This window comes from Streptomyces sp. NPDC043996, assembly GCF_056435225.1.
In genome coordinates this window covers 138,929-153,444 of sequence record NZ_JBWKEY010000014.1, presented here as the reverse complement: position 1 = coordinate 153,444, position 14,516 = coordinate 138,929, and the positions used below count along the sequence as shown (strand labels likewise).

15 protein-coding genes are annotated in these 14,516 nt (G+C 72.7%); 7 read left to right on the top strand and 8 right to left on the bottom strand.

The features are described 5' to 3' along the window. The first annotated feature begins 144 nt into the window (after nt 1-144). The gene (locus AC07A4_RS31940) at nt 145-330 is read left to right on the top strand and encodes a hypothetical protein (protein ID WP_478605385.1); all 186 of its coding nucleotides are present in this window, start codon (nt 145-147) and stop codon (nt 328-330) included. Between the two features lie 42 nt (nt 331-372). Here AC07A4_RS31940 and AC07A4_RS31935 read toward each other — a convergent pair whose 3' ends face one another. Then, on the bottom strand, nt 373-1,575 hold the full coding sequence (locus AC07A4_RS31935) for a MarP family serine protease (protein WP_478605382.1): 1,203 nt from the start codon (nt 1,573-1,575) through the stop codon (nt 373-375). Between the two features lie 117 nt (nt 1,576-1,692). Beyond that, nucleotides 1,693-2,376 (bottom strand): NUDIX hydrolase, encoded by a 684-nt coding sequence (locus tag AC07A4_RS31930; RefSeq protein ID WP_478605692.1) that lies wholly within the window; start codon nt 2,374-2,376, stop codon nt 1,693-1,695. Here AC07A4_RS31930 and AC07A4_RS31925 point away from each other — a divergent pair. Continuing rightward, complete coding sequence (locus AC07A4_RS31925; protein ID WP_478605689.1) at nt 2,278-3,030, top strand: histone H1-like repetitive region-containing protein; 753 nt, start codon at nt 2,278-2,280, stop codon at nt 3,028-3,030. The genes AC07A4_RS31930 and AC07A4_RS31925 overlap by 99 nt on opposite strands. On the opposite strand, the gene nth is transcribed toward AC07A4_RS31925, so the two are convergent. Further along, the gene (nth, locus tag AC07A4_RS31920) at nt 2,988-3,980 is read right to left on the bottom strand and encodes an endonuclease III (RefSeq protein ID WP_478605379.1); all 993 of its coding nucleotides are present in this window, start codon (nt 3,978-3,980) and stop codon (nt 2,988-2,990) included. The two genes, AC07A4_RS31925 and nth, sit on opposite strands and share 43 nt — an antisense overlap. A 538-nt stretch (nt 3,981-4,518) precedes the next feature. Between nth and AC07A4_RS31915 the strand changes: the two genes are divergently transcribed. Together AC07A4_RS31915 and AC07A4_RS31910 are read left to right on the top strand one after the other, a co-directional pair. Continuing rightward, a complete protein-coding gene (locus tag AC07A4_RS31915) occupies nt 4,519-5,193 on the top strand; it encodes a Crp/Fnr family transcriptional regulator (RefSeq protein WP_006382668.1) in 675 nt (224 codons plus the stop codon). 176 nt (nt 5,194-5,369) lie between these two features. Next, on the top strand, nt 5,370-6,194 hold the full coding sequence (locus tag AC07A4_RS31910; protein ID WP_478605369.1) for a nucleotidyltransferase domain-containing protein: 825 nt from the start codon (nt 5,370-5,372) through the stop codon (nt 6,192-6,194). Here the strand turns inward: AC07A4_RS31910 and AC07A4_RS31905 are convergent. From AC07A4_RS31905 to AC07A4_RS31890, 4 genes are all read right to left on the bottom strand, one after another. Next, nucleotides 6,191-7,021, bottom strand: coding sequence for an MBL fold metallo-hydrolase (locus tag AC07A4_RS31905; protein WP_478605368.1), 831 nt, complete (start codon nt 7,019-7,021; stop codon nt 6,191-6,193). The genes AC07A4_RS31910 and AC07A4_RS31905 overlap by 4 nt on opposite strands. Nucleotides 7,022-7,070: 49 nt before the next feature. Continuing rightward, nucleotides 7,071-7,937, bottom strand: coding sequence for an NUDIX hydrolase (locus AC07A4_RS31900; protein ID WP_478605366.1), 867 nt, complete (start codon nt 7,935-7,937; stop codon nt 7,071-7,073). Between the two features lie 151 nt (nt 7,938-8,088). After that, complete coding sequence (locus tag AC07A4_RS31895) at nt 8,089-8,553, bottom strand: RidA family protein (protein ID WP_478605363.1); 465 nt, start codon at nt 8,551-8,553, stop codon at nt 8,089-8,091. Then, nucleotides 8,550-8,708 (bottom strand): Sp36 family protein, encoded by a 159-nt coding sequence (locus AC07A4_RS31890; protein ID WP_009189813.1) that lies wholly within the window; start codon nt 8,706-8,708, stop codon nt 8,550-8,552. Before AC07A4_RS31890 ends, AC07A4_RS31895 begins: the two co-directional genes overlap by 4 nt. A gap of 71 nt (nt 8,709-8,779) precedes the next feature. Here AC07A4_RS31890 and bagA point away from each other — a divergent pair, with 71 nt between their 5' ends. Next, nucleotides 8,780-9,751 (top strand): ATPase BagA, encoded by a 972-nt coding sequence (gene bagA, locus AC07A4_RS31885; RefSeq protein WP_478605360.1) that lies wholly within the window; start codon nt 8,780-8,782, stop codon nt 9,749-9,751. Between the two features lie 45 nt (nt 9,752-9,796). Further along, complete coding sequence (gene bagB, locus AC07A4_RS31880; protein ID WP_478605357.1) at nt 9,797-11,173, top strand: ATPase BagB; 1,377 nt, start codon at nt 9,797-9,799, stop codon at nt 11,171-11,173. A gap of 220 nt (nt 11,174-11,393) precedes the next feature. Here the strand turns inward: bagB and AC07A4_RS31875 are convergent, their stop codons facing one another. Then, on the bottom strand, nt 11,394-11,738 hold the full coding sequence (locus AC07A4_RS31875; RefSeq protein ID WP_171075821.1) for a WhiB family transcriptional regulator: 345 nt from the start codon (nt 11,736-11,738) through the stop codon (nt 11,394-11,396). Nucleotides 11,739-12,156: 418 nt separating this feature from the next. Here AC07A4_RS31875 and AC07A4_RS31870 point away from each other — a divergent pair, with 418 nt between their 5' ends. Further along, entirely contained in the window at nt 12,157-14,469 is a 2,313-nt protein-coding gene (locus tag AC07A4_RS31870) for a transglycosylase domain-containing protein (RefSeq protein WP_478605353.1), read from the top strand. The last annotated feature ends 47 nt before the right edge of the window (nt 14,470-14,516 follow it).

Here is a 14,516-nt window from a genome sequence, read left to right as displayed (position 1 = left end):
CGGGCCCAGGACCCGGCCCGCGCCGCGCCCCCGTCACCCAGACGAGGGAACGCCTGTCCTACGAACGCCAATTGCCCGACGCATAGGCCAATTGGGGCCCTTGGGCGCGGTTACCGACCTTGAGGCACGGGCACACGTCCGGGTATGGGCTGGACGCACGACTACAGTGACGTAGCACGCAAGCGCCGGGCGCCCGTGGTGAACGGCCACGAGAGGGGCGGCCCGCGCGAGTCGGGACCCGCGGGGCCCCCTCAAGCCATCGGCATTCCGCGCATCCTGCGCCGCAGGGCCCGCTGGGTCTCGGCGCGCCTGAGGCATACCCGCGACTAGGGCGGAAGGGCCCTTCAGAACCGCCAGTCGCGGTTCCCGCGGCTAGAGCGCGCACCCCTGGCTGTCGACCTCCTGGTTGGCGGTGCGGCCGCGCTCGATGTCCTCGCGGACCTCGTCCACCGTCAGGGCGTAGCCCGTGTCCGGGTCGTCGAGGGACTTGGCGAACACCACGCCGTAGACCTTGCCGTCCGGGGTGAGCAGCGGGCCGCCGGAGTTGCCCTGGCGGACGGTCGCGTACAGCGAGTACACATCGCGGCGGACGGTGCCCCGGTGGTAGATGTCCGGGCCCTTGGCCGTGATGCGGCCGCGCACGCGCGCGGCGCGCACGTCGTAGGGGCCGTCCTCGGGGAAGCCCGCGACGATGGCGCTGTTGCCGCTGACCGCGTCCGAGGAGGCGAACTTCAGGGCGGGCGCGGGCAGGCCCGGCACGTCGAGCACGGCGATGTCGCGCTCCCAGTCGTAGAGCACGACCTTGGCGTCGTACTTCTCGGCCTCGCCGCCTATCTGCACCCTGGGCTCGTCGACGCCGCCGACCACGTGCGCGTTCGTCATGACCCGGCGCGGGGCGAAGACGAAGCCGGTGCCTTCGAGGGCCTTGCCGCAGCTGTGCGCGTCGCCGCTGACCTTCACGATAGAGCGCTTGGCGGTGACGGCGACCTGGCTGCGGGCGAGCTTGGGGTCCGGGGGCGGGACCTCCTTGATCGGCTCGTTCGAGTACGGGCTGAAGACCTGCGGGAAGCCGTTGCGCGCGAGGACCGAGGAGAAGTCCGTGAACCAGGTGTCGGCCTGCCCCGGCAGGGCGCGGTCGACGCCGAGGAGCACCTTGGAGTTGCGGACCTCCTTGCCGAGCGTGGGCAGCGTGGTGCCCGCGAGGAGGGAGCCGATCAGCCAGGCGACGAGGAGCATGGCGACCACGTTGACGAGCGCGCCGCCGGTGGCGTCCAGGGCCCTGGCGGGCTGCCAGGTGATGTACCGGCGGAGCTTGTTGCCCAGGTGCGTGGTGAAGGCCTGCCCCACGGAGGCGCAGACGATCACGACGACGACGGCGATGACGGCCGCGGTCGTGGTGACCTTCGCGCGCTCGTCGGTCATGGCGTCCCAGACGACCGGCAGCAGATACACCGCGACGAGGCCGCCGCCGAGGAACCCGATCACCGAGAGGATGCCGACCACGAAGCCCTGGCGATACCCGACGATCGCGAACCACACCGCGGCGAGCAGCAGCAGGATGTCCAGCACGTTCACCGATTCAGTCCTCGCCTCGCATGGTTCCCCGCCTCGCGTCGCGGTCGCCGCCGCGCGGCGCGTGGCGCGCGGCCCGCGCCGTCCCCGGCCCCGGTGGCCCTGGCTCCCGCAACCTTGTCATGAGCCCCAGTCGAGCGGGACGCGGCGGTCGCGGTCCCAGGGGCGCTCCCACCCGGCGAAGTGCAGGATCCTGTCGATGAGGCCGGCGGTGAAGCCCCAGACCAGGGCGGACTCCACGAGGAACGCGGGGCCCTGGTGGCCGCGCGGGTGCACCGCCATCGCGCGGTTCGCCGGGTCCGTGAGGTCGGCCACGGGGACCGTGAAGACGCGGGCGGTCTCGGCCGGGTCCACGACGCCGACCGGGCTCGGCGCCCGCCACCAGCCGAGCACCGGCGTCACGACGAAATCGCTCACCGGGATGAACAGGCTGGGCAGCACGCCGAAGAGCTGTACGCCGTCGGGGTCGAGGCCGGTCTCCTCCTCGGCCTCCCTGAGCGCGGCCCGCAGCGGTCCCTCTTCGGCCGGATCCCCGTCCTCCGGGTCGAGGGCGCCGCCGGGGAACGACGGCTGGCCCGCGTGCGAGCGCAGGGAGCTGGCGCGCTCCATGAGCAGCAGCTCGGGCCCGCGCTCGCCCTCACCGAACAGGACGAGCACGGCGGACTGCCGCCCCGCCCCGTCCTTCGGCGGCAGGAAGCGGCTGAGCTGATCGGGCCGCACGGTGGCGGCGGCACGGGCGACGGGCGCGAGCCAGGGGGGCAGGCCGTCGGCGGTTACGGGGACGGGGGCGGGGCCGTTGGGCACGGGGCCGTTGGACGCGGGGTTGCTCGGTGCGGGGCCGTTGGCCGCGGGGGTGCTCGGCGCGGGGTTGCTCGGCGCGGGGCCGCTCGCCACCGGATCGCTCGGTGCGGGGCCGCCCGGCGCGCTGCCATTCGCCACGGGGTCATTCGCAGCGCGGGCGCACGCCACCGGGTCGCTCGGCGCGCTGCCGTTCGTCGCGCGGCCGCTCGCCACGCGGCCGCTCGGCACGGAGTCATTCACCACGCGGTCGCACGCCACCAGGTCGCTCGCCACCGGGTCGCTCGCCACGGAGTCATTCGGCACGCTGCCGTTGGCCACGGGGCCGCTCGGCACGGGGCCGTTCGCCACGGGGTCGCCCGCCGCAGGGGCGCTCGGCACGCTGCCGCTCGCCGCGGGGGCGCCCGCCCCGCTGCCGTTCACGACGACGCCGTGCGCGCGGGCCCTCGCCGCTTCGGGTGTGCCCGCCTCGTGCGCCTTGTGCGTCTCGCCGTCGTCGCTCATGTCCCTGTCGCCTGTGTGCGTGTCACTCGCGTGCGTCATCGGCCCCCGGCCCCTGTCCGTCTCTGCACAACGCCCTCGCCCCCGCGGATGGTTCCACCGCGGCGGGCCCTCGGTCACCCGGCGGCGCCCAGCGGCGGCGCGGGCCTGCCCGGGTAGTCCGGCGGGGGCTTGAGGCGCTGGCCCGGCAGGCCGCCCTTCTCGTACTTCAGGAGCTTCTTCGCCTTCTCCGGGTCCGTCTCGCCCTCTCCGTACGCGGGGCACAGGGGGGCGATCGGGCAGGCGCCGCAGGCGGGCTTGCGGGCGTGGCAGATGCGGCGGCCGTGGAAGATCACGCGGTGCGAGAGCATCGTCCAGTCGCTCTTCGGGAAGAGCGCGCCGACGACGGCCTCGACCTTGTCCGGGTCCGTCTCCTCCGTCCACTTCCAGCGGCGCACGAGGCGGCCGAAGTGGGTGTCGACGGTGATCCCGGGCAGGCCGAAGGCGTTGCCCAGGACGACGAAGGCCGTCTTGCGGCCCACGCCGGGCAGCTTCACCAGGTCCTCCAGGCGGCCGGGGACCTCCCCGCCGAAGTCGTCCCGCAGGGCGGCGGAGAGTCCCATGATCGACCGCGTCTTGGCGCGGAAGAACCCGGTCGGCCGGATCAGCTCCTCGATCTCCTCCGGGTTGGCCGCCGCGAGGTCCTCCGGCGTCGGATACCGGGCGAAGAGGGCGGGGGTCGTCTGGTTGACCCGCAGGTCCGTCGTCTGCGCCGACAGGACGGTGGCGACGAGGAGCTGGAAGGGGTTCTCGAAGTCGAGCTCCGGGTGCGCGTACGGATACACGTCCGCGAGCTCGCGGTTGATCCGGCGGGCCTGGCGGACCAGGGCGGTGTGGGACTTGGGGGCCGCGGCCTTCTTGTGGGCGGGGGCCTTGGCCGCGGGGGGCTTGGCAGCCCTCGCCGCCACCCCCTTGGCCGACTTCGCCGCCGGGGCCGCCTTGGCCGTCCCGGCCGCCTTGGCCGCCGTCCGTTTCGCCGTCCGTTTCGCGGTCCCCTTCGGCGGGGCCTCCCCGGCGGCAGCCGGCTCCGAGGTGGGCCGAGCGGCCCGTGAAGCGCCTTGATTCGCCATGTGGCCAGCGTACGGGCCCCCACTGACACGGACGGCGGAGATACGCACTTGTCACCGCGACGGACACACAGCGGTCGCACGACGGTCACCGCGGCGGGCCCGCGGCGGCCGCACGGCGGACCCGCGACGGTCACCGCGACGGACCCGCGACAGGCATCGCAGCAGGGCGCGCGCCGGGGCTTACCCCCCGTTACACACCCCGCACGCCCCTCACCCCACGCCCCTCACGCCCCGAATTGCGACCGTTTTGTCCGTTTCCCAGGGGTGGCGGAAACGTGTTCGCCCACAGCAGAATTGCTCCGGACGACCCCGACCGACTCGGCCGTGGCCTGTGTTCTCACGGGCCCGGCGGCGGCTGTCCGGACCGCGGCCGCGTGGCCGCGGTCGGCGCCGAACCCCCGGATCAGCCCCCAATTGGCCCCCTTCCGCATTGCCTCCGTCACAAGTGCGGCAGACTTGAGTGACTGATCACACTGTTTGAACCGTCCGGCAAACTGGGGGAACCGCCCCCTGATGCAGGTCGACAAGGAGAGAACTCGTGGACGACGTTCTGCGGCGCGCCCCGCTCTTCGCGGCGCTCGATGACGAGCAGGCCGCGGAGCTCCGCGCCTCCATGAGTGAGGTGACGCTCGCGCGCGGGGACGCGCTTTTCCATGAGGGCGACCCCGGAGACCGCCTGTACGTGGTCACCGAAGGCAAGGTGAAGCTCCACCGCACCTCCCCCGACGGGCGCGAGAACATGCTCGCGGTCCTCGGCCCCGGCGAGCTCATCGGCGAGCTGTCGCTCTTCGACCCGGGCCCCCGCACCGCCACCGCCACCGCCCTCACCGAGGTCAAGCTGCTCGGCCTCGGCCACGGCGACCTCCAGCCCTGGCTGAACGCCCGCCCGGAGGTGGCCGCCGCCCTGCTGCGCGCCGTCGCCCGGCGCCTGCGCAAGACCAACGACCAGATGTCCGACCTGGTCTTCTCGGACGTCCCCGGCCGTGTGGCCCGCGCCCTGCTCGACCTGTCCCGCCGCTTCGGCGTGCAGTCCGAGGAAGGCATCCACGTGGTGCACGACCTCACGCAGGAAGAGCTCGCCCAGCTGGTCGGCGCCTCCCGCGAGACGGTCAACAAGGCCCTCGCGGACTTCGCGGGCCGCGGCTGGCTGCGCCTGGAGGCCCGCGCGGTGATCCTCCTGGACGTGGAGCGGCTCGCCAAGCGCTCCCGCTGACCCTTCCAGCCAGCGCCCGCGCGGTCCTCGTACGAAACCGAGGTACGACACCGAGGTACGGCACCGGGGTACGACACCCGCGTACGACATCTCCGTACGACATCCGGGGCACGCCACAAGACGACTTCCCGTCGTCATGGCGTGCCCCGTGCCGTTCCCCGCTGCACAGTGGCCCCATGACCACCCTCAGCCGCGGACTCGACCCCCAGGGGTACATCGAGCGCGAAGGCTCGCTCGGCCGGATCCAGGACGCCTTCCTGCCCGTGGTCGCCGCCGCGCGCGACCAGGTGGCGGACGTCTTCGGCAAACGGCTCGACAGCGCGTACCTGTACGGTTCCGTGCCGCGCGGCACGGCCCGGCGCGGGCGCTCCGACCTCGACCTGCTCCTGGTCCTGCGCGAGGAGCCGACGGCGGCGGACCGCGCGGAAGCGGACTGCGTCAGGGCCGCCGTCGACCAGGAGTTCCCCGTGGTGGACGGGGTCGGCATTCTCCTGGAGAGCAGGGAGCGGACCCTCAGCGAGCCGGAGACGTACGACCTCGGCTGGTTCGTCGCCTGTCTGTGCACGCCCCTGCTCGGCGAGGACCTGGCCGAGTTCCTGCCCCGCTACCGGCCCGAAGGGCGCCTCGCCCGCGAGACCAACGGCGATCTCGCCGCGCGCCTGCCGCGCTGGCGCGAGGGCATCGCCGCCGCGGCCGACGACGCCGCGCTGCGGGCCCTGTGCCGGCGGATCTCCCGGCACCTCGTACGGACCGGCTTCACCCTCGTCATGCCCCGCTGGGGCGGCTGGACGAGCGAGCTGCGCGCGATGACGGAGGTCTTCGGCCGGTACCACCCGGAGCGCGCCGATGCCATGCGGGCGGCCGCCGACGTGGCGTACGAGCCCGTGGCCGACCCCGGGACGCTGCGCGCGCTCACGGACGACCTGGGGCCGTGGCTGGAGCGGGAGTACACCGCCACGCACGGCACCAAGCCGCCCCGTCCAACGGGCCCGAGGCGCTAGATCAGCCCGTGCTCCTTGAGGTACTCCAGCTGCGCCCGCACCGACAGCTCCGCCGCGGGCCACAGGGAGCGGTCCACGTCCGCGTACACGTGCGCCACGACGTCGGACGCCGTCGCGTGGCCGTTCTCCACGGCCGTCTCCACCTGGGCGAGCCGGTTGGCGCGGTGGGCCAGGTAGAACTCGACGGCCCCCTGGGCGTCCTCCAGGACCGGCCCGTGGCCGGGCAGGACCGTGTGGACGCCGTCGTCGACGGTCAGCGAGCGCAGGCGGCGCAGCGAGTCCAGGTAGTCGCCGAGGCGGCCGTCGGGGTGCGCGACGACCGTGGTGCCGCGGCCGAGGATCGTGTCGCCCGTCAGGACCGCCCGGTCGGCGGGCAGGTGGAAGCAGAGCGAGTCGGCGGTGTGGCCGGGGGTCGGCACGACCCGCAGCTCCAGGCCGCCGGTCGTGATCACATCACCGGCGGCGAGGCCCTCGTCGCCCAGGCGCAGCGCCGGGTCGAGGGCGCGGACCTTGCTGCCGGTCAGCTCGGCGAAGCGGGCGGCGCCCTCGGAGTGGTCGGGGTGGCCGTGCGTGAGCAGGGTGAGCGCGACGCGCTTCCCGGCGCGCTCGGCGGTCGCGATCACCTCAGCGAGGTGCGCCTCGTGCAGGGGCCCCGGGTCGATGACGACGGCCAGGTCGGAGTCCGGTTCGGCGACGATCCAGGTGTTGGTGCCGTCGAGCGTCATCGCGGAGGGGTTCGGGGCGAGGACGTTGACGGCGCGGTCGGTGGCGGGGCCGCTGAGCACCCCGCCACGGGGCTGGCCCGGCAGGGCCGCTGCTTCGGTCATGCGGGGAGGGCTCCCGTCGCGTTCGGGGTGGTCGGTGCCTGCGGCCGGGTCATGCCGCGCCGCCGGAGGGGATGTGCTTGGTGAACTCCTCGTGCCCCGGCCAGGAGAGCACCAACTCGCCGTCCTCAAGGCGCGCTTGGGCCAGGATGGGGGTGAGGTCGCGCTCGGCGGCCGCGGCCACGGCGCCGACGGCGCTCGGGTGGGCGGCGAGCTGGCGCAGGGTCGCGATGGTGGGCGGCATCATCACGAGTTCGCCGCGGTCGTAGCGGGCGGCGGCCGCGGCGGGGCCGATCCAGACCGTGCGGTCGGCCTCCGTGGAGGCGTTGCGGGTGCGCTGGCCCTCGGGGAGCGCGGCCACGAAGAAGAACGTGTCGTAGCGCCGGGGCTCGAACTCGGGGGTGATCCAGCGGGCCCACGCGCCCAGGAGGTCGCTGCGCAGCACCAGGCCGCGCCGGTCGAGGAACTCGGCGAAGGACAGGTCGCGGGCCACCAGGGCCTCGCGGTCCGCCTCCCAGTCGTCGCCCGTGGTGTCGCCGACGACGGTGTCCGGGGTCGGGCCCGCGAGCAGCACGCCCGCCTCCTCGTACGTCTCGCGGACCGCGGCGCACACCGTGGCCTGCGCGGCGGACTCGTCGACGCCGAGGCGGGCCGCCCAGAAGGCCCGGGGCGGGCCCGCCCAGCGGATGTGCCGCTCGTCGTCGCGCGGGTCGACGCCGCCGCCGGGGTAGGCGTAGGCGCCCGCCGCGAACGGCATCGAGGTGCGGCGCCGGAGCATGTGCACCTCCGGCCCTTCCGGGGTGTCCCGCAGGAGCATGACCGTCGCGGCCGGGCGCGGGGGTGCCGGGGTCAGCTCGCCGCTCGCGAGGGCGCGGATGCGGTCGGGCCACTCCGGGGGATACCACTGCCCATTTGCCATGGGCGGAGGCTATCCGAGGTGGAGCGGATGTTCGAGGGTCACCTTTTCCGCGGGCGCCCGCCGCGCGGGACGGGCCCCGGGGACGCGAACGCCGCCCCGGCCGTGGGCTCGGCCCGGCCAGGGCGGCGATCGATGCGACGGGGGCTAGCTCCTAGGCCTTGAGCTCGACCTGGACCTCGACCTCCACGGGCGCGTCCAGCGGCAGCACCGCCACGCCCACCGCGCTGCGGGCGTGCACGCCCGCGTCGCCGAGCGCGGCACCGAGCAGCTCGCTGGCGCCGTTGAGCACGCCGGGCTGGCCGGTGAAGTCGGGGGCGGAGGCGACGAAGCCGGTGACCTTCACGACCCGGGCGATCCGGTCCAGGTCACCCGCGACGGACTTCACGGCCGCGAGGGCGTTGAGCGCGCAAAGCCGGGCCAGGTCCTTGGCCTCCTCGGCCGTGACCTCCGCGCCGACCTTGCCGGTGACGGGCAGCTTGCCGTCCACCATGGGCAGCTGGCCCGCCGTGTACACGTACACCCCGGACTGGACGGCCGGCTGGTAGGCAGCGAGCGGCGGAACGACCTCGGGCAGCGTGTGCCCGAGCTCCGCGAGCTTCGCCTCTACGGCGCTCATGCCTGCTTCTCGCGCTTCAGGTAGGCCACCAGCTGCTCCGGGTTCGGCCCCGGGACGACCTGGACGAGCTCCCAGCCGTCCTCTCCCCAGGTGTCCAGGATCTGCTTCGTGGCATGGACGAGCAGCGGCACCGTTGCGTATTCCCACTTGGTCATACGGCGACTGTAATGCCTGGCACAGGCGACCTCGTGCGTAGCCCGCGAGGGGACTGGTTAGGCTCGAAGGCGTGAGCAGGCTCCAGGTCGTCAGCGGCAAGGGCGGTACCGGCAAGACCACGGTCGCCGCGGCCCTCGCGCTCGCCCTCGCGACGGAGGGCAAACGCACCCTCATCGTGGAGGTCGAGGGCAGACAGGGCATCGCGCAGCTCTTCGAGACGGAGGCGCTTCCGTACGAGGAACGGAAGATCGCCGTCGCCCCCGGGGGCGGGGAGGTGTACGCCCTCGCGATCGACGCCGAACTGGCCCTCCTCGACTACCTCCAGATGTTCTACAAGCTGGGCGGCGCGGGCCGCGCCCTGAAGAAGCTCGGCGCGGTGGACTTCGCGACCACGATCGCGCCCGGCCTGCGGGACGTCCTGCTGACCGGCAAGGCCTGCGAGGCGGTGCGCCGCAAGGACAAGAGCGGGCGGTACGCGTACGACTGCGTGATCATGGACGCCCCGCCGACCGGCCGCATCACCCGCTTCCTCAACGTGAACGACGAGGTGGCGGGGCTCGCGAAGATCGGCCCGATACACAACCAGGCGCAGGCCGTCATGCGCGTCCTCAAGTCACCTGAGACGGCGGTGCACTTGGTGACGCTCCTGGAGGAGATGCCCGTCCAGGAGACGGCCGACGGGATCGCCGAGCTGCGGGCGGCGGGACTGCCCGTGGGGCGGATCGTGGTGAACATGGCGCGCCCGGCCCCGTTCGACGAGGCGGCCCTCGACCTGGGCCTGCGGCGCCCGCCCCACGAGGACATCGCCGCGGCCCTGGCGGCCGCGGGCCTCGGCGGGTCCCGGGGGGCCGCGCGGCTCGTCGAGCCGCTGCTCGACCAGGCCGCGGAGTACGCCGAACGGCACGCCCTCGAGGGCGCCCAGCGGGCCGTACTCGGCGGCCTCGGCCTGCCCCTGCACGAACTGCCGCTGCTGTCCGACGGCGTGGACCTCGCGGGCCTGTACGAGCTCGCGGCCGGGCTGCGGGACCAGGGGGTCTCGTGACCGCGGCAGCCACCGACACCCGGAAGCCAGGAAGCCAGGAAGCCCATGCGCCTCGATCCGGCACGTGATCCGCTCGACGTCGACGCCCTGCTCGACGACCGCAAGACGCGCATCGTGGTGTGCTGCGGCTCGGGGGGCGTCGGAAAGACCACGACGGCGGCCGCGCTCGGTCTGCGCGCCGCCGAACGGGGCCGCTCGGTCGTCGTGTTGACGATCGACCCGGCGCGCAGGCTCGCCCAGTCCATGGGCATCGACTCGCTGGACAACGTGCCGCGGCGGGTGGAGGACATCAAGGGCGAGGGCGAGCTGTACGCCATGATGCTCGACATGAAGCGCACCTTCGACGAGATCGTCGAGGCGCACGCGGACCGGGAGCGCGCTCAGGCGATCCTGTCCAACCCCTTCTACCAGTCGCTCTCCGCGGGCTTCGCGGGCACGCAGGAGTACATGGCGATGGAGAAGCTGGGCCAGCTGCGGGCCCGGGACGAGTGGGACCTCATCATCGTGGACACACCGCCCTCGCGCTCGGCCCTGGACTTCCTGGACGCCCCGAAACGGCTCGGCTCTTTCCTGGACGGCAAGCTGATCCGGCTCCTGATGGCCCCGGCGAAGGTGGGCGGCCGGGCCGGGATGAAGTTCCTGAACGTCGGCATGTCGATGATGACGGGGGCCCTGGGCAAGCTGCTCGGGGGCCAGCTGCTGCGGGACGTGCAGACGTTCGTGGCGGCGATGGACACGATGTTCGGGGGCTTCCGCAAGCGCGCGGACGCGACGTACCGCCTTTTGCAGGCGCCGGGGACGGCGTTCCTTGTGGTGGCGTCGCCGGAGCGGGACGCGCTGCGGGAGGCGGCGTACTTCGTGGAGCGGCTCGCGGCGGACGACATGCCGTTCGCCGGTCTCGTCCTGAACCGGGTGCACGGCAGCGGCGCGGGCGACCTGTCGGCCGAGCGGGCGCTCGCGGCGGCGGAAAATCTTGAGGACCGCCGCATTGTGGATCAGGAGGACGGGAAGGTTGGAGGGCGTAGCTCATTGAGCTCCTCAGAGGCCCCCAACTCTCCTGAGGCTCCCGGCAGTTCCCCGTCCACCCGCCCGTCCGAAGGCTCCCTGGGCACCGTCCCGCCCGAAAGCGGTGGCCCCAGCGGTGCGTCTAGCGATGCGCCCGAGGGTTCCGAGGGATCCGAGGGAGCTGTCTCCGAGGCGTCCGTCGAGCGGCTGACCGCGGGGCTGCTGCGGCTGCACGCGGAGCGGATGCGCCTGATCGCCCGTGAGCGGCACACGCGTGACCGCTTCACCGCGCGGCACCCGGAGGTGGCGGTGGCCGAGGTGGCCGCGCTGCCGGGCGATGTCCATGACCTCGCGGGCCTGCGCGCCATCGGCGACCGGCTCGCGGCGGCGGTGGGTACGGGCGACGGTCCGGCGTGAGCTCGCGGGGTCCTGGGTCTCGCGGGGGCCCTACCGGGCATGGTCTCGCAGGGGCCCTACCGGGCATGGCTCACGGACGCACCGGCGGGCCTGCCACGGCCCACCCCATCCACATCCACCCGAACCTGCTCGCCTCCACCCGACGCGGCTCCGGGGCGGCCCGAGCGTGGCCGCACCCCTGGGAGCCGGCGGGTGATGTCGGTGGTGCGCGGCCGTGGGGTCAGCCCACGGCCGCGTAGCTCTCGTACGTCTCCTCGTCGTCCAGGTCCACGGGCAGCAGGCCCGCGCCGCGCTCGTACTCCGAGCGCGCGGTCTCAAGGAGCCTGCGCCACGAGGTGACCGTGGGGCGCCGGCGCAGCAGCGCACGCCGCTCCCGCTCCGTCATACCGCCCCACACGCCGAACTCGACGCGATTGTCCAGCGCGTCGGCCAGGCACTCGGTCCGCACCGGGCAGCCGGTGCACACCGCCTTGGCCCGGTTCTGCGCTGCTCCTTGCACGAACAGTTCATCCGGATCGGTAGTGCGGCAGGCGGCCTGCGCACTCCAGTCGGTTACCCAGCCCATACCGGCGCCGTCCTCTCCCGAATCGAGGCTCCCCCACGGCGGCAGCGGCATATTCACCGCCGCCAGTTGAGGACGTTACGGAAGGTGGGCACAGCGCAACACCCCCTTCGGGCCCAATCTTGAATGGCCCGAACGGACTATGCGTAAGCGGCAGATCACCCGACGGAGTGAGCTGGCGACATACGTCACCAACCCGGCAAACGCGGGCAGTTCAGTTGGGTCACGGCGGGCGCGAGGCGACGCATGAGGCGGATTCGGACAGAGTCCACCGCGAACGCGCCGGATTCCTTACCTGAATGCGTAAACGGCAAAAGAGCGATGTAGGGCTTGTTGCGCGACCACACTGCTGTGACAGTTGAGAGCAGCTTAGGCCAAGGCATATACGCCTGTCCGGCGAATCAGAACGTAGGCTGCCCCCATGGCAAACAAGCGATCGGGTGGCGGGCTCTCCCCTGTGCAGCAGGCCGCCAAGTTCCTGGGCGTCAGCGTGCTCGCGGGCGCGGTGCTCGCCGGGATCGCGCTGCCCGCGGCGGGCGTGATCGGGCTCGCGGCCAAGGGTTCCGTCGAGGGCTTCGACGAGATCCCGGCGAACCTGAAGCAGCCGCCGCTGAGCCAGCGCACCACCATCCTGGACTCGGCGGGCGGCGCCATCGCCACCGTCTACTCGCGCGACCGCACCGTGGTCCCGCTGAACCGCATCTCCCCGTACATGCAGAAGGCGATCGTCGCCATCGAGGACGCGCGCTTCTACGAGCACGGCGCGGTCGACCTCAAGGGCATCCTGCGCGCGCTGAACCAGAACGCACAGAGCGGCGGCGTCGCGCAGGGCGCGTCGACGCTCACGCAGCAGTACGTGAAGAACGTCTTCGTGGAGGAGGCGGGCGACGACCCCGCGAAGGTCGCCGAGGCCACGCAGCAGACCATCGGCCGCAAGATCCGCGAGCTGAAGTACGCGATTCAGGTCGAGGAGGAGCTCGGCAAGAAGCGCATCCTCAAGAACTACCTGAACATCACGTACTTCGGTCAGGCGGCGTACGGCGTCGAGGCGGCCTCCCAGCGGTACTTCTCCAAGCGCGCCAAGGACCTGAAGCTGCAGGAGGCGGCGCTGCTCGCGGGCATCGTGCAGTCCCCGAGCCGCTATGACCCGGTGAACGACGCGACGGAGGCCAAGCAGCGCCGCAACGTCGTCCTCCAGCGCATGGCCGACACCCACAACGTCTCGCAGGCCGAGGCCGACCGCGCCAAGAAGACGGAGCTCGGCCTGGACGTGAGCCGCCCCAAGAACGGCTGCATCACCGCCGTGAAGGGCGCCGGGTTCTTCTGCAAATACGTCGAGAAGGTGTTCAAGAACGACCCGGCCTTCGGCAAGACCAAGGAGGCCCGCGCCAAGCTGTGGAACCGCGGCGGCCTGCGGATCAGGACCACCCTGGACCCGCAGACGCAGCGCTCCGTGCAGGCCTCGATCAAGGATCACGTCTACCAGACCGACGAGGTGGCGACCGCCGCGACCATCGTCGAGCCGGGCACCGGCAAGATCCTCGGCATGGGCCAGTCCCGGCCCTTCGGCTACGGCAAGAACGAGACCGAGATCAATCTGTCCGTGGACGGCGGCATGGGCGGCGGCGCGGGCTACCAGCCCGGTTCGACGTTCAAGCCGATCGTGGCCGCGGCCGCCCTGGAGCGCGGCATGTCGCCGGGCAAGCGCTACTCGGCGCCGTACGAGATGCCGTACCCGTCGTCCGTCTCCGCCTGTGACGGCAAGACGTGGCGGAACGACCCGAGGCGGCCCGCGAAGCTCACCAACGAGAACGAGTCCGAGGTCGGCCCCTACCGCCTGCGCGAGGCCACCGCGAAGTCCGTCAACACGTACTTCGTGCAGATGATCGGTGACCTCGGCATCTGCCCGGTCACGGAGATGGCCGACAAGATGGGCATCGAGCGGGCCAACGGCAAGCCGATGGACCAGGCGCCGTCGATCGCGCTCGGCACCCAGGAGGTGTCGCCGCTGACGATGGCGAGCGCGTACGCGACGTTCGCCGCGCGCGGCGAGTACTGCACGCCGATCGCCATCGAATCCATCCGCACCATCGGCGGGAAGTCCCTGCCGGTGCCGAAGTCGAAGTGCTCGCGCGCGATGTCGGAGCGGACCGCCGACACGATCAACACCCTCCTGAAGGGCGTCGTCGAGGACGGCACCGGCAAGCAGGCGGGCCTCGGCTCCCGCGACAGCGCGGGCAAGACGGGTACGACCGACTACCGGTACGCGGCCTGGTTCGCGGGCTACACCCCGAACATGTCGGGCGCGGTCTGGGTCGGCGACCCGGCCCACGAGCGCAAGATGATCGACATCTCCATCGGCGGCCGCGGCTACGGCAAGGTCTTCGGCGGCGAGGTCCCAGGACCGATCTGGCGCGACGCGATGAGCGGAGCCCTCTCGGGCAAGCCCGACCCCCGCTTCGACACGGTCCACGTCCCCGGCGACCGGGACCGCGACCGGGATCGTGACGGTGATGGAGATGGTGACGGAGACGGAGACGGTGGTGGCGACGGGGATGACGGGAAGCCGGGCGACGGCCGTGGCAACGGGGGCAGCGGCGTGCTCGGCGGCAACGGCAACGGCGGGAATGCCCATGGCGGCAACGGCAACGGCGGGAACGACGATGACGATGACGACGGCGGCGATGACGGCGGCCTGCTGAGCGGCGGCTGGGGCGGCGGCGGGCGGGACTGAGGGCCCGGGGCCCAGGGCCCGGCCAGGGCTCTCAGTCATTGCCGTAC

Coding starts and splice junctions, on each gene's coding strand:
- AC07A4_RS31895 (WP_478605363.1), bottom strand. CDS start 8,553: ATGAGCGCCGTAGAGGCGAAGCTCGCGGAGCTCGGGCACACGCTGCCC.
- AC07A4_RS31890 (WP_009189813.1), bottom strand. CDS start 8,708: ATGACCAAGTGGGAATACGCAACGGTGCCGCTGCTCGTCCATGCCACG.
- AC07A4_RS31910 (WP_478605369.1), top strand. CDS start 5,370: ATGACCACCCTCAGCCGCGGACTCGACCCCCAGGGGTACATCGAGCGC.
- AC07A4_RS31900 (WP_478605366.1), bottom strand. CDS start 7,937: ATGGCAAATGGGCAGTGGTATCCCCCGGAGTGGCCCGACCGCATCCGC.
- AC07A4_RS31870 (WP_478605353.1), top strand. CDS start 12,157: ATGGCAAACAAGCGATCGGGTGGCGGGCTCTCCCCTGTGCAGCAGGCC.
- AC07A4_RS31940 (WP_478605385.1), top strand. CDS start 145: ATGGGCTGGACGCACGACTACAGTGACGTAGCACGCAAGCGCCGGGCG.
- AC07A4_RS31905 (WP_478605368.1), bottom strand. CDS start 7,021: ATGACCGAAGCAGCGGCCCTGCCGGGCCAGCCCCGTGGCGGGGTGCTC.
- nth (WP_478605379.1), bottom strand. CDS start 3,980: ATGGCGAATCAAGGCGCTTCACGGGCCGCTCGGCCCACCTCGGAGCCG.
- bagB (WP_478605357.1), top strand. CDS start 9,797: ATGCGCCTCGATCCGGCACGTGATCCGCTCGACGTCGACGCCCTGCTC.
- AC07A4_RS31875 (WP_171075821.1), bottom strand. CDS start 11,738: ATGGGCTGGGTAACCGACTGGAGTGCGCAGGCCGCCTGCCGCACTACC.